19 protein-coding genes are annotated in these 19,384 nt (G+C 72.3%); 4 read left to right on the top strand and 15 right to left on the bottom strand.

The window, feature by feature from the left end:
• Positions 1 to 30 precede the first annotated feature (30 nt).
• From ACIBIW_RS27040 to ACIBIW_RS27000, 9 genes are all read right to left on the bottom strand, one after another.
• Complete coding sequence (locus ACIBIW_RS27040) at positions 31 to 921, bottom strand: carbohydrate ABC transporter permease (protein ID WP_399339657.1); 891 nt, start codon at positions 919 to 921, stop codon at positions 31 to 33.
• Positions 918 to 1,850, bottom strand: coding sequence for a carbohydrate ABC transporter permease (locus ACIBIW_RS27035; RefSeq protein ID WP_399339656.1), 933 nt, complete (start codon positions 1,848 to 1,850; stop codon positions 918 to 920). The genes ACIBIW_RS27040 and ACIBIW_RS27035 overlap by 4 nt, the downstream gene beginning before the upstream one ends.
• A complete protein-coding gene (locus tag ACIBIW_RS27030; protein ID WP_399339655.1) occupies positions 1,847 to 3,118 on the bottom strand; it encodes an ABC transporter substrate-binding protein in 1,272 nt (423 codons plus the stop codon). Before ACIBIW_RS27030 ends, ACIBIW_RS27035 begins: the two co-directional genes overlap by 4 nt.
• A 324-nt stretch (positions 3,119 to 3,442) precedes the next feature.
• Positions 3,443 to 4,582, bottom strand: a complete 1,140-nt coding sequence (locus ACIBIW_RS27025; protein WP_399339654.1) for an epoxide hydrolase family protein — start codon at positions 4,580 to 4,582, stop codon at positions 3,443 to 3,445.
• Between the two features lie 67 nt (positions 4,583 to 4,649).
• A complete protein-coding gene (locus ACIBIW_RS27020; protein WP_399339653.1) occupies positions 4,650 to 5,387 on the bottom strand; it encodes an IclR family transcriptional regulator in 738 nt (245 codons plus the stop codon).
• Positions 5,388 to 5,533: 146 nt separating this feature from the next.
• Positions 5,534 to 6,070: a 3-phenylpropionate/cinnamic acid dioxygenase subunit beta gene (locus tag ACIBIW_RS27015; protein WP_399339652.1), complete on the bottom strand. Its 537-nt coding sequence runs from the start codon at positions 6,068 to 6,070 to the stop codon at positions 5,534 to 5,536.
• Entirely contained in the window at positions 6,060 to 7,493 is a 1,434-nt protein-coding gene (locus ACIBIW_RS27010) for an aromatic ring-hydroxylating dioxygenase subunit alpha (RefSeq protein ID WP_399339651.1), read from the bottom strand. The genes ACIBIW_RS27015 and ACIBIW_RS27010 overlap by 11 nt, the downstream gene beginning before the upstream one ends.
• Complete coding sequence (locus tag ACIBIW_RS27005) at positions 7,490 to 8,842, bottom strand: NAD(P)/FAD-dependent oxidoreductase (RefSeq protein WP_399339650.1); 1,353 nt, start codon at positions 8,840 to 8,842, stop codon at positions 7,490 to 7,492. Before ACIBIW_RS27005 ends, ACIBIW_RS27010 begins: the two co-directional genes overlap by 4 nt.
• On the bottom strand, positions 8,832 to 9,032 hold the full coding sequence (locus ACIBIW_RS27000; protein WP_399339649.1) for a ferredoxin: 201 nt from the start codon (positions 9,030 to 9,032) through the stop codon (positions 8,832 to 8,834). Before ACIBIW_RS27000 ends, ACIBIW_RS27005 begins: the two co-directional genes overlap by 11 nt.
• 201 nt (positions 9,033 to 9,233) lie before the next feature.
• Here ACIBIW_RS27000 and ACIBIW_RS26995 point away from each other — a divergent pair, with 201 nt between their 5' ends.
• The 4 genes from ACIBIW_RS26995 to ACIBIW_RS26980 all read left to right on the top strand — a co-directional run bounded on the left by ACIBIW_RS26995 (position 9,234) and on the right by ACIBIW_RS26980 (position 13,265).
• Positions 9,234 to 9,965 (top strand): FadR/GntR family transcriptional regulator, encoded by a 732-nt coding sequence (locus ACIBIW_RS26995; protein WP_399339648.1) that lies wholly within the window; start codon positions 9,234 to 9,236, stop codon positions 9,963 to 9,965.
• A gap of 215 nt (positions 9,966 to 10,180) precedes the next feature.
• Entirely contained in the window at positions 10,181 to 11,170 is a 990-nt protein-coding gene (locus ACIBIW_RS26990; protein ID WP_399339647.1) for an NAD(P)-dependent oxidoreductase, read from the top strand.
• Positions 11,167 to 12,480 carry an MFS transporter gene (locus ACIBIW_RS26985; protein ID WP_399339646.1) on the top strand — a complete coding sequence of 438 codons (1,314 nt, stop codon included), beginning with the start codon at positions 11,167 to 11,169 and terminating at the stop codon, positions 12,478 to 12,480. The genes ACIBIW_RS26990 and ACIBIW_RS26985 overlap by 4 nt, the downstream gene beginning before the upstream one ends.
• A gap of 38 nt (positions 12,481 to 12,518) precedes the next feature.
• Positions 12,519 to 13,265, top strand: coding sequence for a class II aldolase/adducin family protein (locus tag ACIBIW_RS26980; protein WP_399339645.1), 747 nt, complete (start codon positions 12,519 to 12,521; stop codon positions 13,263 to 13,265).
• Between the two features lie 30 nt (positions 13,266 to 13,295).
• Here the strand turns inward: ACIBIW_RS26980 and hypE are convergent, their stop codons facing one another.
• From hypE to ACIBIW_RS26950, 6 genes are all read right to left on the bottom strand, one after another.
• On the bottom strand, positions 13,296 to 14,285 hold the full coding sequence (gene hypE / locus ACIBIW_RS26975; protein WP_399339714.1) for a hydrogenase expression/formation protein HypE: 990 nt from the start codon (positions 14,283 to 14,285) through the stop codon (positions 13,296 to 13,298).
• A gap of 118 nt (positions 14,286 to 14,403) precedes the next feature.
• Positions 14,404 to 15,528 (bottom strand): hydrogenase formation protein HypD, encoded by a 1,125-nt coding sequence (hypD, locus tag ACIBIW_RS26970; RefSeq protein ID WP_399339644.1) that lies wholly within the window; start codon positions 15,526 to 15,528, stop codon positions 14,404 to 14,406.
• Positions 15,525 to 15,812, bottom strand: coding sequence for a HypC/HybG/HupF family hydrogenase formation chaperone (locus ACIBIW_RS26965; RefSeq protein WP_399339643.1), 288 nt, complete (start codon positions 15,810 to 15,812; stop codon positions 15,525 to 15,527). The genes hypD and ACIBIW_RS26965 overlap by 4 nt, the downstream gene beginning before the upstream one ends.
• Position 15,813: 1 nt before the next feature.
• Positions 15,814 to 18,198 carry a carbamoyltransferase HypF gene (hypF, locus tag ACIBIW_RS26960; RefSeq protein WP_399339642.1) on the bottom strand — a complete coding sequence of 795 codons (2,385 nt, stop codon included), beginning with the start codon at positions 18,196 to 18,198 and terminating at the stop codon, positions 15,814 to 15,816.
• A gap of 15 nt (positions 18,199 to 18,213) precedes the next feature.
• Positions 18,214 to 18,915, bottom strand: coding sequence for a hydrogenase nickel incorporation protein HypB (gene hypB, locus ACIBIW_RS26955; protein WP_399339641.1), 702 nt, complete (start codon positions 18,913 to 18,915; stop codon positions 18,214 to 18,216).
• 2 nt (positions 18,916 to 18,917) lie between these two features.
• Positions 18,918 to 19,286: a hydrogenase maturation nickel metallochaperone HypA gene (locus tag ACIBIW_RS26950; RefSeq protein ID WP_399339640.1), complete on the bottom strand. Its 369-nt coding sequence runs from the start codon at positions 19,284 to 19,286 to the stop codon at positions 18,918 to 18,920.
• Positions 19,287 to 19,384: the final 98 nt, after the last annotated feature.

The following is a 19,384-nucleotide window of genomic DNA, read 5'->3' as shown; positions in this document are numbered from 1 at the left end:
GAAGGTCTTGGGCGGCTGCGGCAGGGTCGGTCAGTAGTCGACGCCGGTGCCGACGATGCCCTGTACGTACCAGCGTTGGGCGAACAGGAAGGCGAGGAGCACCGGCACCGTACTGATCACCGCGGCCGCCAGGCCCACGTTCGGCGGGATGTTCGACAGTTGGCCGTTGGCGAGCGGTGCGAGCGCCACCGACATCACCCGGTGCGCGTCGTCGGGCGCCGAGATCAGCGGCCAGATGTAGTCGTTCCAGGCGTTGAGGAACGTGATGGAGGCGTACGCCGCGATGGCGGGCCGCGCGAGGGGGGCCGCGATGCTCCACAGCGTGCGGAACCAGCCCGCGCCGTCCAGCCGCGCCGCCTCGATGAGCCCCGTCGGCAGCGAAAGGAAGAACTGGCGGAACAGCAGCGTGCCGAACGCGGTCCGCCCGACCACCGGAATGATCATTCCGGGGTAGTCGCCGATCAGCCCCAGTTGCTGGGTCACGGCGTACAGCGGGACGAGCACGACGTTGGTGGGCAGGAACATCGGCACCACCAGCAGGGCGAGGATCACCGGCGCCCCCCGGAAGCGGATCTTCGCGAGCGCGAACCCCGCGGGCAGCGTGATGACCAGTTGCAGCACCAGGATGCCGAGGGCGTAGATGAACGTGTTCGCGATCGTCCGGCCCGTGAGGTAGGTGTACGCGTCCGCGTAGTTGCCCCAGTCGATCGAGGGCGGCAGCAGGTGCGGCGGGTACGCGGACACGTCCGTGGCGGACATCAGCGACGAGGAGAACAGGTAGAGCAGGGGGAAGCCCATGGCCAGCCCGAAGGCGACGATCACCACCCAGCGCAGGATGAACGTCGCGCGCTGCGGGGTGAGCCCCCGCCGCCGAGCCGTACCCGATCGGACGCCAGGCTGCTCCAACGACAGTCCGGTCATGCCTTGTTCCTTCCTCGGCGGTCGATCACCCGGCGTATATACCGGGCCAGCAGCGCAACAATCACGATCACGAGGAGTTGCAGGATCGACAGCGCCGCCGCATACCCGACCTCGCCCTGTTCGAACGCCACCCGGTAGCTGTAGAGCGACAGCGTCATGGTGCTGTTGAGGGGCCCGCCCTGCGTCATGATCAGTGAGATCTCGAACGGCAGGGCGATAAAGTTCAGGATCTCCAGGGCGACCACGAGCACCGTGGTGTGCGACACCGCAGGCCAGAGGATGTGCCGTGCCCTGGTCCAGGGCCCCGCGCCGTCGAGCCGTGCCGCGTCGAGCAGATCGTCCGAGATCCGCTGGAGCGCGGCGAGATAGAGGATGATGACCAGCGGCAGGCTCATCCAGATGATCATGATCGTCAGGGCCGGAAGCGCCCACGCCGTCCTGGAGAGCCAGGGGACCGGGTCCGCGCCGAACACGCCGATGATCGAGTTCAGCATCCCGGACTGCGGCTGGTACAGCCATCCCCAGAGCACGGACGAGACGGCGGCGCTCACGACGAGCGGGATGAAGTAGAGGACCCGCACGACACCGACCCCGCGCATACGGGCGTTGACGAGCACCGCCAGCAGGAATCCGACGATGATCGTGGGGATGACGCCGAGCACCAGGAACTCGACCGTGACCAGCAGGCTGGGAACGACGTTCGGGTCCACGAACATCTTCGAGAAGTTGTCGAACCCGACGAAGGCCGGGGCGTCGATCAGATCCCACTCGAAGAAGCTGAGCGCGAGACCGGCGAGCGCGGGGACGGCGACGAACACCGTGTACAGCACGACGTTTGGGCCGACGAACACGGCCGCCGCGGCCTCGTCACGGGCCCTGGCGCCAAGACCGCGGCGTCCGGCCGTACGGGCCGGGCTTGCGAGGGTCATCGGGACGCCTCGATCGCCGCGTTCACCTGGTCGGCCGCGGCGCCGAACGCGTCCTCGACCGACTCGCCGTCGAGCAGCACCTTCTGGTCCGCGGCGATCAGCGCCGTGGTCAGCGTTCCCTGCGCGGACTTGGGCAGTTGCGGCGCCATGAGCGCCCCGGTGACCGCGTCGGCGAAGACGGAGGCCCTGGTGGGCGGTGCGGGCAGCGACTTCCACGACCCGTCCGTGATACCGGCCTTCGTCGCCGGGAGGATCTGGTAGCTGTTCTGGAGCGTCGTCTCGCCGCCCTTCTCGGTGTAGAACCAGCTCAGGAACGACCAGGCGGCGTCCTTGTGCCGGCTCGTGCTCGATATCGCGAGCCCGTAGCTGCCACCGCCGATCGGCCGCTTGCCACGGATGGTGGGCACCGGCGCCACATCCCAGTCCGCGTCGAGCTGCTGGCGGAAGGTCGGCACGTTCTTGCGCGCGCCGAGCAGCATGGCGACCCGGCCGCTCTGGAAGGTCGGCGCCGACGGGCTCGACCCGATCTCGTACGGGGCGAAGGTGCCGTCCTGGTAGGGCTTGAGCAGGTACTTCCACGCCTTGACGGCGGCCGGTTCACCGATGCCGGTCCTGTGCTTCGCCTTGTCGTACACATAGCCGCCGAACGCGTCGATCACCGGGTTGTACTCACCCTGCTGAAGGTCGGTCTGGACCATTCCGAACGCCTTGCCCTTCGCGGCCCGCGTGATCGCCTTGGACGCCGCGTACATGTCGTCGTACGTCCATGAGTCGGTGGGGAGGGGGACGTGGTACCGCGCGAAGAGGTCCTTGTTGTAATACAGCACGTAGGTGTCCGCCCCCACCGGGACGCCCTCGACCCTGCCGGAGTCCGACAGCGGCCGGTAGGCGCCGAGGAACTGCGGGAGGAAGCTTCCGGCCGAGACGCCGTTCTCCTTCCGCGCCAGGTAGGGGGTGAGGTCCGTGGTGACCTTGCTGCTGGAGAGCTGGTTCACCAGGGTGTCGATCGACTCGATGACATCCGGGACCTTGCCGCCCATCCGGGCGGTGACCAGCCGCTGCAAGTACTGCGTGTTGTCGTCGGGCAGGGTCTGCGTGGTGAACCTGACCTCCGGATGCAGCTTGTGGTACTGCGCCGTGATCTGCTGCATCTGCTCGGTGAAGTGCGCGCGCACCGCGATCGAGACGGTGGTCGTGCCGTCCCGCGCGGACGAGGAACCGCCGCAGCCGGCGAGGCCCGCCGCCACCAGGGCACCTGCGGAAACCATGGTGATCGCGGACCTCCGGATTCGGGGCGTCGTGCCTGTCATGGCTTCCCTTCGGCACATAGGTCGGCGACTCAAGGAATGAAACGTTTCATTGGGTCGGAAGCCGACGCTAGCCGAGGGCTTCATAGAGCGTCAATGGATTGGATGATTGATTCCGCGATACGGATGCCCTGGTGGTGTGCGCGAACGGACAGCCAGGCTCGCCCCGCCGCACCGTGCCACCGCCCGCACCGCCCCACCGGCACACCGCCGGGGCAGGCGGGGCGGGGACCGCCCGGCGCGGGCGGCGGTCAACACAGCTTCACGAGCGGGCAGTTGGGCGGTTCAGCGCAGTTCGCGGAAGAACGCGCGCAGGTCCCCGATCATGAGGTCGGGGACCTCCATCGGTGCGAAGTGGCCGCCGCGGTCGAACTCCGACCAGCGCACCACGGTGTTCCGCTGCTCGGCGATGCCGCGGATCGTGTTGTTGCCGGGGAAGACCGCGATCCCGGTGGGCACACCGGAGTTGGGGAGTTCCACACCCCAGAACCTGGATTCCTTGTACAGCCGCATCGACGAGCCGACGGTATTGGTGAACCACAGGACCGACAGGTTGGCGAGCAGCATGTCGCGGTCGATCGCGTCGGTGGGTGTGGCCCTGGCGGGGTCCTTGAAGGTGTTCACCACGTCCAGCACCCATGCCATCATGCCCGCGGGCGAGTCGGCCACCGCGGGCGCGAGGGTGTGCGGGCGGGTGCCGTGGACGGCCGCGTAGCCCGAGGTCTCCTTGCTGCTCCAGTCCTTCATGCGCGCGAGTTTCTCCTGGTCACTCGCGCCGAAGCCCGCTCCGTCGTCGCTCCCGGAGGGGATGGTGATCGGGTCGTTGAGGTGGACGCCGATGACGTGCTCGGGGGCGATACGGCCGAGTTGCGGTGCGACGAAGGAGCCCGCGTCTCCGCCCTGTACGCCGTAGCGCCCGTACCCCAGCCGTGCCATGAGGGCCGCGACGAGTTCCGCGGCGCGGTCGGTCGACGCCGCGCCCGGTGTGCGGGTCGGGCCGGAGAAGCCGAACCCGGGCAGGGTGGGGATCACCAGGTGGAAGGCGTCGCGCGGGGTGCCGCCGTGCGCGACGGGGTCGGTGAGCGCGTCGATCATGGCGGTGAAGTCCTCGAACGGCCAGCCGTGCACCAGCACGAGCGCGGGCGCGTCCGGCACTGCCGCACGGACGTGCAGGAAGTGCACGCGCTGCCCGTCGATGTCGGTGACGAACTGCGGGTACCGGTTGCGGGCGGCCTCGGCCGCCCGCCAGTCGAATCCGGTACGCCAGTACTCGGCCAGCTCGCGTACGTAGCCGGTCGGGATGCCGTAGGTCCAGCCGACGCCGGGCAGTTCGTCGGGCCACCGGGTGGCGGCCAGCCGCCGGTTCAGGTCGTCGAGGTCGGTGTCGGGGATGTCGATACGGAAGGGGACGGGATGCGTGGTCATGCGGGCACGGTAGAAGACGGTTAGGACAGATCCGTTCCTAAGCGGAGGCGGCCCGGTCGGCGTCGGGTCAGCTCACCCGGTTGGACAGCAGGCGTTCCAGTTGGACCGAGGCGGCGTGCAGATGGCGGATCACCTTGGCGCGGTGGGGGGTGTCCATGCGGGTGGCGGGCGCCGAGGCGTTCAGGGACGCGATGGCGATGCCCCGGTCGTCCCGCACGGCCGTGGCGATGGACACGATCTCGTCCGAGCGGGTGTTGGTGGCGTAGCCGCGCTCGCGCACCTGTGCCAGCTCGGCGTCGAGGGCGGTGCGCTCGGCCGCCGTGAGGCCGTCAGGTCTGTTGCCCGAGGTGACGGTCGGGAACAGCTCGTCCAGTTGGCCCGCGGTCAGCTCGGCCAGCAGCGCCTTGCCGGTGGCCGTGTGGTGGGCGGGCATGAGCTGTCCTGTGCGGTCGGCGATCCGCAGGTCGTGTCCTCCCTCGGCGCCGACGAGGTAGCGGATGCGGCCGCCCTCCAACTGCGCCAGGTGCACGGTCTCGTTCACCTCGTGCGCCAGCTCGGCGAGGATGGGGCGGGCGAGGGTGCGGATGTCGAGGTTGCGGACGGTGGCGAGACCGATCTCCAGGAGGGCGGAGCCCGCCACATAGCCGCGGGTCTCGTCGTCGCGCCGTACGAAGTCGTGGTGGATGAGCATGGCGAGCAGCCGGTGCGCGGTGGAGTCGGCCACCCCGAGGGCCTGGGCCGCGTCGGAGAGCCGGAGCTGCCTGCGGTCGCGGAACATCAGCAGCAGCCGCAGTACGTTGTCCACGGAGGCGATGGGATAGGCCGGACCCGCCGCGGTCCCTTCCCCCCTTTTCGCCCTCGTCGCCACCCGGCGATCATAGCGCAGGCGGTCCCGGCCGCCCCGGTCGCGCTGCGGCGTACCGGGGCGGTCCGCGCCTGCCCCCCGAGCGGTCAGACGAAGATCGACAGGTTCTTCGCGGTCAGCACGGACTGGTCGAGCAGCAGTCGGCGGCGCACGATCCGCCAGTCGCCGTCCGCCGTCCTGCGCAGCCGGTCGCGGCGGCGCCCGACGAGGAAGTCGCTCTCGTCGGCGACCCGGTTGCGGTACACGAGGAAGCGGCAGCTCACGTCGACCTCGGGCGGCCGGTCCGTCTCCAGCCTGATGTTGGTGACCAGGTGGGACACCCGGGAGACGGGCTCCTCCGCCCAGTGCAGCCCGGTGCCGAGCTGGGCGACCCGCAGCCGCGCGGTCTCCTTGCCCTCGTCGAACCAGCACACCTCGTCCCCCTCGCGGGTGTTCTCGCGCTCCGCGACGTCCTCGTACCGGACGTTCATCCGCAGCGGCACCGCGTACTGGTAGTCGTCGGCGAGCAGGTCGAGCCACTCCTCGTAGCGGCGCTCGTCGAGGAGGTCGGCCTCGCGGGTGAGGAAGTCGGTGACGTCGGCGGTGAGCAGGACGCGCGCCAGGGCGCTCTCGTCAACGGGCATCGCCCGGCTCCTCTCCCGCGCCGGTACGGGTGGCGCGGTCGTCGGTCCTGGCAAGATCGGCGAGTTCGCTCCACGGCAGGTCGTCCACGAACTCCGCCCAACGGCGGTAGAACGCACGGGCGTTCACCTCACCGGCGATGGCGTGGTGGGAGTGCACGGCACGGTCGAGGTCGCTGGGGACCTCCTCGCCGAGGCCCTGCTGGTAGTTGTACGGGTAGCGGCGTGCCACCACACCGCCGCTGGCGCTGGTGGCGTAGTCCCAGTTCTCCATGTCGTCCTGCTCGGTCATGCCCCCGGGTCCTGCGTAGCGCATGTAGTAGTGGCGCAGCCAGTCGCGCACGTAGTCGGGCGCGTCCTTGTCGACCAGGAACCAGCGCCAGACCTCGGTCTCGGTGGCGCTGAGCGGGTGGGCCACCAGGATGGACCGGGGGAACCCGGCCGCGAAGGACATGTTCGGGAACAGCGTCGCCGGCCCGCGCCCGCCGAGGGGCCTGCCCTCGGCCCGCAGCTTGGCCGCGCGCTTCTCCCACGCGTTGACGAAGTAGGTGTCGAGGGCGCTCTCCTGGAACTCGGGGTACGCGATCTCGTAACCGAGGTTGTCGGAGGCGCCGTGCCCCATGCGGAAGGAGGTCTTCATCCGCCCCCTGGAGAAGCCGCCCTCGTTCTGCCGCTCCCCGTGGCGGCGTTTGCCCCGGCCGCCGGGCCCGATGCCGACGGCCTCCACGGAGGCGTGGGTGGAGGCGCCGTGGTAGGTGTCGCCGAGGAAGTTCTCCGACACGAACTTCCAGTTGGACTTGATGCGCCACTTGAGGACGCCCCGGTAGACCTCGGTGCCGCCCTCGGTGCCGTCGAAGGCGTCCGCGAGGTTGTCCAGCCACCAGTGGAAGTCGCCGACGTACTCGTCGAAGGGGATGGCGTCGGGGTCCCAGCTCGCGAAGACCAGGCCCTTGTAGTCGCGCACGCGGGGGCAGTGGACGAGCCCCCACTGCTCCTTGCGGAGCTTGCCGCTGTACGCGGCCTTCATCTGCGGCACCCCGTGCAGGTCGCCGGGGGTGGAGACCAGCGATCCGTCGATGGAGTAGGACCACGCGTGGTAGGGGCAGGTGAACTGCATGGTGTTGCCCTCGTCGTAGCGGCACACCCGCATGCCCCGGTGACGGCACGAGTTGAGCAGCACGTGCAGGGCTCCCCGGTCGTCCCTGGTCAGCAGGACGGGGTCGGACCCCATCCAGGACGAGAAGAAGTCGCCCGGCGCGGGCACCTGGCTCGCGTGCCCGACGAAGAGCCAGGCCCGCGGGAAGAGGTGTTCCAGTTCGCGCCTGTGGATCTCCTCGTTGACGAAGATCTCGCGGCTGATCTGGCCGCTCGTGACGTCGACGAGGTCGCCGGCCCTGCCGACGCCTTCTTCGAAGACAGTACTCAACTCCGGCCTTCCTCTGGTGTGGTTCGTGAGGGCACGCCCGCCCGGGCCGCGACCCGTTCCACGGGCGCGCAGGCGGGGGCGGCGGGGGCGGCGGGGGCGAGGGGCGTCACCGAGACGGCGAGCCGCGCCACCTGCTCGCGGACCTCGGCGAGCGTCCCGGCCTGGTTCCATGCCCGGCGGCAGGCGATCGCCGCCCGCGGCCAGCCGAAGGTCACGGCGGCGGTGAAGCGGCCGCCGCGCCCGTACAGCGCGATACGGCGCTCCCCCGTCCTAGTGGCGCAGCTCAGGATCTCGACGTCGTCGTCACCGCTCGCCACGCCGACCATCTGGATCTTGACGCCGTGCTGGTCGGACCAGAAGTAGGGGGCGGCGCGGCAGGGCGCGCGCTGCGCGTCGCGCTGCGGGCGCAGCAGGTCCCGGGCCACCGCCTCGGCCTGTTCCGCGGCGTTGGTCCAGTGCTCGACCCTGCGGTGTGTCGCGGTGCGCCCGTCGTACCAGCGCGCCACGTCGCCGATGGCGTAGACGCCGTCGAGTCCCGGGACGGCGCAGTACTCGTCGGTGACGATCCCGTCGTCGAGCGGGACTCCGGAACCGGCCAGCCACTCCGTGTTCGGCAGGCATCCGATGCCCACCACGACCGTGCCTGCCGCGAGGCGCGCGCCGTCGGCCAGGGTGACGACGAGGTCTCCCGGGGTTCCCGTAACGCCCGCGACCGGGACGCCCGCGCGGACCCGCACCCCGCCCCGCCGGTGCAGTGCGGTGAGCAGCGCGCCGACCCGCGATCCGAGGACGCGTGCGAACGGGGTGCTGTCGGCCTCGATGAGTGTCGTGGGGCAGCCCGCGGCGACGGCCGCCGCGGCCACCTCGGCGCCCACGAAGCCGCCGCCCACCACGACGACAGGCGCGCCCGTGGCGAGGCTCCGGCGCAGTGTCTCGGCATCGGAGGACTCGCGCACGGTGTGGACGAGCCCGGCGGCGGGCCCGGGGAGCGTGCGCGGGCGCACCCCGGTCGCGATCACCAGCGCGTCGTACGGGACCCGGCCACCGCCCTCGACGCGCACCTCGCGGCGGCGGGTGTCGAGTCCGGTCGCGGGGGCGCCGAGGCGCAGGTCGAACGCCTCCCGGTCCCCGGGGCGCAGCAGGGAGACCTCCGCGAGGGAGCGTTCGCCCGTCAGCAGCTCCTTGGAGAGCGGCGGTTTGTCGTACGGCTCGACGGGCTCGGCCCCGATGACGGTCAGCTCGCCGGTGAACCCGCCGGAACGCAGCGCCTGCGCCGTCCTGACACCGCCGACGGACGCCCCGACCACGACGACCCGGCCGACGCGGTCGAGGGCCGCCTCACCCGGCATCGCTCACCAGCCGGATCGCCTCCGCGGGGCAACTGCGCACCGACTCGGCCGCCTTCGCCCGCTCGTCCTCGCCGACCTCGCCGCGCAGCAGGACCACGAGACCGTCGTCGTCGAGGTCGAAACGGTCGGGGTCTGCCGTGACGCAGTTGCCGTAACCCTGGCACTTGGCGACATCCACCTGAATCTGCAACGGAACGACCTCCTTGCCTTACGAAGCCGCTGGTTTAATGGTTTAGTGATTAACCGCTAGGCACCATAGGAACGTGCGGAGTGACTGTCAACCGCCGCGCGGCCACGGACGGGACGCGGCGACGCCTCCCCCGGTGGCACCGCGCCGGGGAGCGGCCGGTCCGTCGTAGGCTTCGGGCGGTACGCGAACGAAGGAGGGCCAGTGGCCGGAAAATCCAGGGCCTCCGGCCTCGTCACCGCCCAGGCCGGGGTCTTCCGTCCCATCGCGGGCGCGGGGCGCACCTCCGCGATGATCGTGAGTCAGATCCGGGGGCTGATCCGCTCCGGTGTGCTGCCGCTCGGCGCCCGGCTGCCCGCCGAGCGCGAGCTGTGCGACCAGCTCAGCGTGAGCCGCCTGACGCTCCGTGAGGCCCTGCGGGCGCTGGAGGTCAACGGCCTGATCGAGGTGCGCGCGGGCGCCTACGGCGGCGCCTTCGTCACCGCGCCCACCGCGGGCCTTGCGGGCGAGGGCATCACCGACCTCCTCAGCACGTCGGGCCTCTCGGCCGCGAACGTCACCGAGGCGCGTATCGCGTTCGAGCTGGGCGTCGTCCCCCTGGTGTGCGCCCGGGCCACCCCCGAGGACCTGCGAGACCTGCGCCGGATGTGCGACGAGGCCGAGGAGGCCCGCGAGAGCGGCAGCTACAGCGTGGAGATGTCGTTCGCGTTCCACCTGCGGGCCGCGCGGGCGACGCACAACCCGGCCGTCGAGATGCTCATGCACTCGTTCCGCGAGGCCGTCCTGATGTCCATGCGCGAGGCGCACCACGAGGGCACCCAGGGCGTCGCGGAGCACCGCGCGTACGTGGACGCCGTCGAGAGCGGCGATGTGCGGCGGGTGCGCCGGGTGCTCGGCGACCACCTCCAGCGGACCGCTGACGCGGTGGCGGACTGAGGCGGCACCGCTCCGCCCGGGCGTCCGCGCCACGACGACGGCCGCCGCGAAACCGCGTTCACGGTTATTGACTGGTCTCGCGGCGCGGTGGCACGGTGTCGATCAGAAGAAGAAATTTCTTCAAAGCAGAATGCTATGCACGTTCGCTAGCTGTCTGTATCCGCCGCCCGCACTGCGGGTGCGTTTTCCTGCTTCTGAAAAGAAGGGGCTTCTGCATGCGGTCCTCGGTGCCCTCGTCACCGCCCGGTTCCCCTCCTCTTGAGCCCCGTGAGGCCCTTGAGGCCCTTGAGGCCCGTGAGCCCCGTGAGGCCCGGCCCGCGGTGCGGGTGGGAGTGGTGGGCGCGGGCCCCATGGGAACGGCCCTCGTCACCCACCTCGTACGGGCGGGACACCCCGTCGGCTGCTACGACCTGCGGCCGGACGCGCTGGACGGCGCCGTCGCGGCCGGCGCGTCCGCCGCGTCGAGCCCCGCGGACCTCGCGGCCCGCAGCGGCCTCGTGCTCACCTTCCTGCCCGGCCCCGCCCAGGTGCGCGAGGTGGCACTCGACCCGGCTGCCGGGGTGCTCGCGGGGCTGCCCGAGGGCGGGCTCATGCTCGACATGTCGACCTGCGGCCCGGCGACCGCCGAGGAGTTGGGGGCGGCGTTCGCCGCGCGGGGCAGACGGTTCGTGGACTGCCCGGTCAGCAGGAAGGCGCCGGACATGACGGTGCTGGTCGGGGGCGAGCCGGGGGTGCTCGGTGCCGCGGAGGACATCCTGCGCTCGGTGTCCCGCTCCGTCCTGTACTGCGGGCGCGCGGGCGCCGGCTACACCGTGAAGCTGCTGAACCAGCACGTCAAGTACGCCTGGTACCTCGCGTCGGTGGAGGCGCTCGCCGTCTCCCGGGCACTCGGGGTCGACCCGGGCCTCGCCGCCGACGCCATCGAGCAGTGCAGCGGCGGCGAGTCCGGGCTCAGCACGGCCGCCACCTACTTCCGCGGCGACACCGACGGCATGCGGACGCACGCGCCGAGCACCACCATCGCCAAGGACATGGAGCTGGCCAGGGGGCTCGCGGAGCTGTCCGGTGTGCCGAGCGCCGCGCTGCACGCCACCGCGGACTTCTTCACACGGGTGACGGGGACGCCGTACCGGGACCTGCCCTACCCGGAGAGTTCCGCCCTGCTGAGCCCGGACGGCGACGAGACCCACGGAGGAACGGTGTGACCGACGTACAGGAGCCGCTGAGCAGCCCCGGCCTCGACGGTGCCGCAGAGCGTGTCCCGGCCAGGCGGTGGTGGCTGTTCTCGCCCGCCGTGGTCGTCATCTGGATCGTCGGCATGCTCGACAAGACCGGTGTGGGCATCATCGTCGCCGACGACAAGTTCCTCTCCGACATGCACCTGGAGGGCAGGCACGGCCTCATCGGCCTGCTCACCACGGTGACCCTGGTCTTCTACGGGGCCTCCATGCCGGTGTGGGGGATGCTGATCGACCGGTACGGGCCCCGTAGGTGCGCCCTGATCGGGATGACGTTCTGGGGGCTCACGACCCTGGCCGCGGGTGTCGCCGCCAACGTGCCCACCCTGCTGATCGCGCGCGGGGCCCTGGGGGTGGCCGAGGGCTTCCTGTGGCCGATGTCGAACGCGCTCACGGCGCGCTGGTTCCCGCACGCCGAGCGCAGCAGGGCCAAGTCCGTGTGGATCGGCGGCATCAACGTCGGCTTCGCCCTCTCCGGCTTCGTCATCACGGGGGCCATCGCCGTCAGTTCGTGGCGCGGCGCCTTCTTCCTGCTCACCGCCCTCGCCCTGGTGGTGTGTGTGCCGGTGGCGTGGTTCCTGCTCCGCGACGACCCGGCGCAGGAGCCCCGGCTCGGCGAGGAGGAACGGGCCTTCATCGTGCGCGGCGGCGGCGGGGCGGCCGCGGTGGCCGACGTTCCCGACGGGGTGCCCGCCTCCCGCGCGGCGCGCAGCGAACTGCGGCTGTGGCCCTTCTGGGTCAGCGCCGGGGTGTGGATCACCAACAACATCGGGGTGTACGGGCTCGCGAGCTGGTTCCCCACCTATCTCAAGGACGAGCAGCACCTCGGCAAGGGCAGCGCAAGCGCCTACATCGCGCTCGCCTTCGTCCTGTGCATCGTGGCGGGGCCCTTCGTCGGCCTGGGCATGGACAGGACCGGGCGCAAGGCCATATGGACCTGCGGGGGCTTCGTCGCCGCGGCGCTCTGCCTGGTGGTGGCCGCCGGGGTGACGGCGCTGCCGGTCCAGTTGTGCGCGGTGATCGTCGCCATCATCGGGATCGAGGGGTTCACGACCCTCGCCGCCCAGGGCGTCCTGCACAGCATCGCGCCCGCGAGGACGATGGGCAGGGCGGCCGGGCTCATGATCGGCATCGGCAACTTCGTGGGGGCGTTCGGGTCGACGGCCATGGGGTTCTTCGTGGACCACGGCGGCTTCGACTCTGCCTTCGCCTTCCTCATCGCGGTCTTCGTGGTCGGCGCGGGGGCCAGCCTCGCCCTGCACCGGGCCAGGTACTGACGGCCGCCGGGCACCGAAACCTCTGGCAGGAGAGACGGATGACGCACGTCGAGAGCCCCGGCTCACCCCTCGCGGCCGAGCGGCTCATCGCGCTCGGCTGCCGGATACTGGCGCACCAGGGGCTCGCCGAGGACGTCCTCGGGCACATCAGCGTCCGGGACGCCGACGACACACTGCGTGTGCGGTGCAGGGGGCCGCGGGAGCGGGGGCTGCTGTTCACGGAGCCCGCCGACACCCACCGGGTCCCGCTCGAAGGACCGCCGGGCCCGCTGCGGGACGGCTACCGGGCGCCCAACGAACTGCCCCTGCACCAGGAGGTGTTGAAGGCACGGCCGGAGGTGAACGCGGTCGTGCACGTCCATCCGCCGTACGTCGTGGCCGCCGATCTGGCGGGGCTCGCGCTCCGCCCCATCGTGGGCGCGTACAACATTCCGGCGATGCGTATGGCCCTTGAGGGCATCCCGGTCTACCCGCGGGGTGTGCTGATCACCCGGGAGGCGCTCGGCAAGGAGGTGGCGGCGGCGGTCGGCGACCGGCCGGTGGGCATCCTGCGCGGCCACGGCATCGTGGCGACCGGCCGCACCGTGCAGCAGGCCGTCGTACGGGCGCTGAACGCGGAGGCGCTGGCGAGGATCACCCTGGCGGCTGGCGCGCACCGGGTCCCGCCCGTGCTGCCCGAGACCGACATCGCGGAACTGCCGGACCTGGGCGGGGGTTTCAACGACGACCTGGTCTGGCGGTCGAACACCGCGAAACTGGAACACGCCGGGCTCACACCCCGGTGAGGGAGCGTCCGCGCACCGGGGCGCGCCGTCTCAGCAGATCCTCGGCAACTGCTCCCCGAGGGGCAGGTCCACGACCCTGCTGCCGCCGAGGCCCGTGCGGGCCACCACCATGCCGGGGTGGTCCGGCACGCACTCGCCGATGACGGCGGCGCCCGCACCCAGGGGGTGGGCACGCATCGCCGCGAGCACCGCGTCGGCCTCGGCCCGGGGGACGAAGGCGACGAGCTTGCCCTCGTTCGCCACGTACCACGGGTCGAGGCCGAGGATGGCGCAGGCGTTGGCCACCTCGGGCGGCACCGGCACCGCCCGCTCCTGGAGCGTCACACCGACCCCGGCCGCCGCCGCGATCTCGCACACCGCGGTGGCGAGCCCGCCACGCGTGGGGTCGCGCAGCACATGCACATCGGGTGTCACCTTCAGCATGGCCGCCACCAGGCCGTTCAGCGCGGCGCAGTCGCTCTGGATTTCCACCCCGAACTCCAGGCCCTCGCGCACGCTCATGACGGCGATCCCGTGCACTCCGACCGGTCCGCTGACGATGACGACGTCGCCGGGAACCGCGCGCCGGGGGCGGATGTCGACGCCTTCGGGGACGAGGCCGACACCGGCGGTGTTGAGGTAGACACCGTCGCCGTGCCCGGACTCCACCACCTTGGTGTCACCGGTGACGATCTGCACCCCGGCGTGCCGCGCCGCCGCTCCCGCGGCCTGGGCGATGCGGCCCACCTCGTCGACCTGCACCCCCTCCTCCAGGATGAACCCGCAGGACAGGAAGGCGGGTTCCGCGCCGCTCATCGCCAGGTCGTTGACGGTGCCGTTGACCGCGAGGTCGCCGATGCTGCCGCCGGGGAAGAACAGCGGCCGCACCACGAACGAGTCCGTGGAGAACGCCAGCCTCGCCGCGCCGAGCGTCACCTGCGCCGAGTCGCCCATTTCCGCGAGCGCCGGGTTGTGGAACGCGGGCGCGAAGAGGTGTTCCACCAGTTCCGCGGAGAGGGCGCCGCCCCCGCCGTGGCCCATCACCACGCGCCGGTGGTCGCGCAGCGGCGCCGGGCAGGTCCAGCCGGTGGGGTCCAGCGCGGCAGGCGCCGTTCCGGGGGCGGCGGTGTCCGCTGCGGTGCGGTCGGGGAGCGTGGTCTCAGCCAACGGGGGTCGCCTCCACGGTCGGGGTGGCACCGCCGAGCCGGCGGTAGAGGTAGTACGCGGAACAGGCCCCCTCGCTGGAGACCATGGTCGCGCCGAGCGGGGTGCGCGGTGTGCAGTCCGCGCCGAACGCCTCGCACTCGTGGGGCTTCAGCACGCCCCGCAGCACCTCGCCGCTGCGGCACCGCGCCGGTTCCCTGGTGCGGATGTCCCCGACCTGGAACCGGTGTTCCGCGTCGAAGTCGCGGTAGCGCTCGGACAGGCCCCAGCCGCTGCCGGGGATGACGCCGATGCCGCGCCAGGCGCGGTCGACGACGTCGAAGACGTCCGCGAGCATGGCGCGGGCCGCCGGATTGCCCTCGTCGCGCACCGCGCGCCGGTAGGCGTTCTCCACACCGGGCTCGGCGCCCTCAAGCCTGCGCACGGCGCGGCGCACGCCCTCCAGGATGTCCAGCGGCTCGAACCCGGTGACCACGATCGGCACCCGGAACCTGTCGGCGAGCGGCGGGTACTCCTCGACGCCCATCACACTGCACACGTGGCCCGCCGCGAGGAAGGCGTCGACCCGGCAGTCGGGGGCGAGCATGATGGCCTCGATGGCCGGTGGCACCCGCACATGGGACACCAGCATGCTGAAGTTGCCGAGGCCGTGGCGGCGCGCCTGGTACACCGCCATCGCGTTGGGCGGCGCGGTGGTCTCGAAGCCGATGCCGAAGAACACCACCTGCCGCCCGGGGTTCTCGCGGGCCAGCCGCAGCGCGTCGAGGGGCGAGTACACGACGCGTACGTCGCCGCCCGCCGCGCGCACCTGGAACAGGTCGCGCCCGCTGCCCGGCACCCGCAGCATGTCGCCGAACGAGCAGAAGATCACCTCGGGTCTCGACGCGATCTCCAGGGCCTTGTCGATGACGTCGAGCGGGGTCACACAGACGGGGCAGCCAGGCCCGTGGATCAACTCGATCTGCTCGGGCAGGAGTTGGTCGATGCCGTGCCGGATGATGGAGTGGGTCTGGCCGCCGCACACCTCCATCAGGGCCCAGGGCCTGGTGACGGTGGCGTGGATGTCGTCCAGCAGGCGCCGGGCGAGCGCCGGGTCCTGGAACTCGTCGATGTACTTCACGGGGTGGGCTCCCCTCCCGCGCGGGCGGCCAGTTCCCACTGGTCCCCGAACTCCTCCTCGATCAGGCCGAGGTTCTCGAACAGCTCAAGGGTGCGCCGCGCCGACTCCTCGTCGAGCCGCTGCAACGCGAACCCCACGTGCACGATGGCGTATTCACCGACCTCAAGCTCGGGCAGGTACTCCAGGCAGACGTCCTTGACGACGCCGCCGAAGTCGACGGACGCCATCCGGGTCCCGTCGCGTTCCTCGATCTGAAGGACCTTGCCGGGCATCGCCAGGCACATCTCAACTCCTCGTCTTCTCAGAGGCCGCGACGGCCAACTGGCCGAGCGCGAGGCCGCCGTCGCCCGGTGGCACCAGGCGGTGGCGCAGTACGGTGAAGCCGTCCGCGCGCAGCCCTCGCAGACAGGCGCCGAGCAGCAGCGTGTTCGCGAACACCCCGCCGCTGAGCGCCACCGTGTCCACACCGCCGTGGGCGTCGCGCAGCGCGGCGCAGGTCGCGCGCACCGCGTGCGCGAGCGCGGTGTGGAAGCGGGCGGCGAGCACGGGGACAGGGGTGCCCGCGCGCAGACCGGCGACCAGCGCGGTGAGCACCGGTGCCGGGTCGAGCAGCAGGGGCGCGGTGCCGTCCGCCGCGGGTGTGAGCCCGAAGGCGGGGGCGTCGTCCGGCTGTTCGCGGGAGCGTGCGGCCAGGGCCTCCAGTTCGAGGGCGGGCTGCGCCTCGTAGCCGGCGTGGGCGCACACCCCGAGGAGCGCGGCGACGGCGTCGAAGAGGCGGCCCACGCTGGAGGTGGGCACGCAGTTCAGACCGCGGTCCAACTGCACGGCGAGCAAACGCAGTTCGTCGCCGGGGCAGGAGGTGACGCAGGGCAGGTCCCGGTCCCAGCCGAGCCCCGCGGCCCGCAGATGGGCGAGCGCCATCCGGTACGGGCGCCGTACCGCGGTGTCGCCGCCGGGCAGCGGCACATAGCCGAGGTGGGCGGCGCGGCGGTAGCCGCCGTAGTCGGCGAGCAGGAACTCGCCGCCCCACACCGCGCCGTCGTCGCCGTATCCCGTGCCGTCGAAGGCGACCCCGATGACGGGGCGGGCGCCGTCGTGGCCGTTCTCGGCGAGCGCGGCGGCGATGTGCGCGTGGTGGTGCTGCACGTGCCGCAGGGGGCGGCCGCCCGCGTGGCGCGCCGCCCAGTGCGCGGAGCGGTAGCCGGGGTGCCGGTCGGCGGCGAGCAGGTCGGGCGTCACCCCGGTGACCGTGGCCAGGTGCCGTGCGGCGCGGTCGAAAGCGTCGAGGGTGGCGAGGTCGTCCATGTCGCCGAGGTGCCCGGAGAGGAAGGCGTGGCGGTCCTCGCCGAGGCAGAGCGTGTTCTTGAGGTCGCCGCCGACCGCGAGCGCGGGGGCCACCGGCAGCGGCAGCGGCACGGGCGCCGGTACGTAGCCGCGGGCGCGCCGCACCGGCAGCTCCTCGCCCTCGCACACCGCCACCACGGAGTCGTCGCAGGGCATGTGCACGGGCCTGTCGTGGGCGAGCCAGGCGTCGGCGAGCGGCGCGAGCCTCTCCAGCGCCTCGGCGTCGTCGAACACGAGGGGTTCGCCGCCGAGGTTGCCGCTGGTCATCACGAGCAGACGGGGTCCAGGCGGATCGCCCGGCAGCCCGAACAGCAGATGGTGCAGGGGTGTGTACGGCAGCATGATCCCGAGGTCGCCGCGGCGCGGCGCCACCGCCTCGGCGGGCAGGACGGCGCCGGGGTACGGGGCGGCGCGGCGGCGCAGCAGCACGATCGGGCGCCGCGGCCCGGTCAGCAGGGCGCGCTCCGTCGGCCCGACCCGTACCAGCGCCTCGATCTCGGGGAGGCCCGCGGCCATCAGCGCGAACGGCTTGTCGCCGCGCCGCTTGCGCCGCCGCAGCGCGGTGACGGCGTCCGGGTCCGCGGCGTCGCAGGCGAGGTGGTAGCCGCCGAGGCCCTTGACCGCCACCACGGCGCCCCCGGCGAGCAGCCGCCGCGCCCCGGCCACCGGGTCGGCGTCGGGCGCGGGTGCGGGCCCCGTCGCGGTGGCGGTCAGCAGCCGGAGCGTGGGTCCGCAGTCCTGGCAGCACACCGGCTGGGCGTGGAATCTGCGGTCGCGGGGGTCGGTGTACTCGTACGCGCACCGGGCGCACATCGGGAATCGCGCCATGGTCGTCTGGGGGCGGTCGTACGGCAGCCCGGTGACGATGGTGTAGCGGGGCCCGCAGTGGGTGCAGGTGATGAAGGGGTGCCGGTGGCGGCGGTCCGCCGGGTCGGCCAGCTCGGCCAGGCAGTCGGCGCAGGTCGCGGTGTCCGGTGCGATCAGGGTGCGCACCCGGTCCCCGCCGGTGGACGGCACGATGGTGAACTCCCGCTCGCCGCACGGGTCGAGGGGTTCGTGCGCGACCGAGTGCACCTGGGCGAGCGGGGGCGCGTCGGCGGCGATCCTGGTGCAGAAGGCGGCCACCGCGTCCGGGGCGCCCTCCACCTCCGCGCGCACGCCCGCCCCGGTGTTGCCGACGTTCCCGGCGAGCCCGAGTTCGCCCGCGAGCCGGTGCACGAACGGCCGGAAGCCGACACCCTGCACCACGCCCCGCACGGTGACCCGGCGCCGTACCCGTGTGGTCCCGCGCGGTACTGCGGGTCCTGCGGCGGTCTCGGCGGTCATCGCGTGGCGCCCGCTTCAGTGGGTGTGCGCGGTGGCGGTCATCACGGGGCGGTGCGGGCGGGCCCCGTCGGCGGCGGCGAGCGCCCGGTCGAGCAGCAGTCCCACTCCCTCGCCGGTGCGCGCAGAGGTGAACAGCACCTCGACACCGGGGTTGACCTGCCGGACGTGGTCGAGGAACGCGTCGCGGTCGAACGCGGCGGCGGCCGCCATGTCGTGCTTGGTGACCAGCACCAGGTGGGCGAGGCCGAACGCGGTCGGGTACTTCAGCGGTTTGTCCTCGCCCTCGGTGACGGCGGCGAGCGCCACGCGCAGTGTCTCGCCGAGGTCGTAGGAGGCGGGGCAGACGAGGTTGCCGACGTTCTCCACGAACAGCAGCCTGGTGCCGTCCGGCAGCCAGCCGTCGAGTTGGCGGCGTACCTGGTCGGTTTCGAGGTGGCAGAGCCCGTCGGTGAGGACCTGGCGGACGGGGGCGCCCGCGCGGGCGAGCCTGCGTGCGTCGTTCTCGGTGGCGAGGTCGGCGGTGAGCGCCGCGACGGGCACCCCCCGGCCGGTGGCGAGGGCCAGTTCCGCTTCGAGGAGCGCGGTCTTGCCGCTGCCGGGGCTGGACAGCAGGTTCACCAGGGTGGTGCCGCGGGCGGTGAGGTCGGCGCGCAGGGTGGCGGCGGCGGTGTCGTTCTTGGCGAGGACCGCGGCGCGCAGGTCGGTGGCACGGCACATGTTCAACTCTCCTGTGGGGTGGGCGCGTGGCGTGGGACCCAGCGCACCTCGGCGATCTCCAGCTCGCGCCCGGACAGGAGGGCGGCGGCGGGGCCCGCGCAGCCGGGGCAGGTGAGGTCGGGCGGCATGCCGGTGGCCCAGGTGCGGTCGCAGGGCGCGCAGCGGGCGCGGCCCGCCACGGTCTCGGTGCGCAGTTCCGCCCCGGCGAGCGGGGTGTCCTCGCAGGCGAGGGCGAAGCAGAAGTGCAGCGACTCGGGGACGACTCCGGCGAGTTCACCGATCCGCAGGACGACCGCCTCGGCCCGGCCGTGGTCCCGGGCGTGCTCCTCGACCCGGTCCACGACGGCCAGTGCGATCGACATCTCGTGCATGGTCTCTTCCCGACGGCGGGCCCCGGGCGCCCCGTGGCCCGCCCAGTACAGGGCGGCGGCCGTCCGGAGGGCCACCGCCACGCCGTCCGGCGGGCGGG

Source organism: Streptomyces sp. NPDC050560, assembly GCF_044457285.1.
Taxonomy (GTDB): domain Bacteria; phylum Actinomycetota; class Actinomycetes; order Streptomycetales; family Streptomycetaceae; genus Streptomyces.
This window is presented reverse-complemented; position numbering and strand designations above follow the sequence as displayed.

Excerpts from the sequence above, each read along its gene's own strand:
- ACIBIW_RS26990 (WP_399339647.1), top strand. The coding sequence starts at position 10,181 with ATGCGGTCCTCGGTGCCCTCGTCACCGCCCGGTTCCCCTCCTCTTGAG.
- ACIBIW_RS27005 (WP_399339650.1), bottom strand. The coding sequence starts at position 8,842 with ATGCCGGGTGAGGCGGCCCTCGACCGCGTCGGCCGGGTCGTCGTGGTC.
- ACIBIW_RS26965 (WP_399339643.1), bottom strand. The coding sequence starts at position 15,812 with ATGTGCCTGGCGATGCCCGGCAAGGTCCTTCAGATCGAGGAACGCGAC.
- ACIBIW_RS27040 (WP_399339657.1), bottom strand. The coding sequence starts at position 921 with ATGACCGGACTGTCGTTGGAGCAGCCTGGCGTCCGATCGGGTACGGCT.
- ACIBIW_RS27030 (WP_399339655.1), bottom strand. The coding sequence starts at position 3,118 with ATGGTTTCCGCAGGTGCCCTGGTGGCGGCGGGCCTCGCCGGCTGCGGC.
- ACIBIW_RS27015 (WP_399339652.1), bottom strand. The coding sequence starts at position 6,070 with ATGCCCGTTGACGAGAGCGCCCTGGCGCGCGTCCTGCTCACCGCCGAC.
- hypB (WP_399339641.1), bottom strand. The coding sequence starts at position 18,915 with ATGTGCCGTGCCACCGACCTGCGCGCCGCGGTCCTCGCCAAGAACGAC.
- ACIBIW_RS27035 (WP_399339656.1), bottom strand. The coding sequence starts at position 1,850 with ATGACCCTCGCAAGCCCGGCCCGTACGGCCGGACGCCGCGGTCTTGGC.
- ACIBIW_RS26950 (WP_399339640.1), bottom strand. The coding sequence starts at position 19,286 with ATGCACGAGATGTCGATCGCACTGGCCGTCGTGGACCGGGTCGAGGAG.
- ACIBIW_RS26980 (WP_399339645.1), top strand. The coding sequence starts at position 12,519 with ATGACGCACGTCGAGAGCCCCGGCTCACCCCTCGCGGCCGAGCGGCTC.
- hypF (WP_399339642.1), bottom strand. The coding sequence starts at position 18,198 with ATGACCGCCGAGACCGCCGCAGGACCCGCAGTACCGCGCGGGACCACA.
- ACIBIW_RS27025 (WP_399339654.1), bottom strand. The coding sequence starts at position 4,582 with ATGACCACGCATCCCGTCCCCTTCCGTATCGACATCCCCGACACCGAC.
- hypE (WP_399339714.1), bottom strand. The coding sequence starts at position 14,285 with ATGGGCCACGGCGGGGGCGGCGCCCTCTCCGCGGAACTGGTGGAACAC.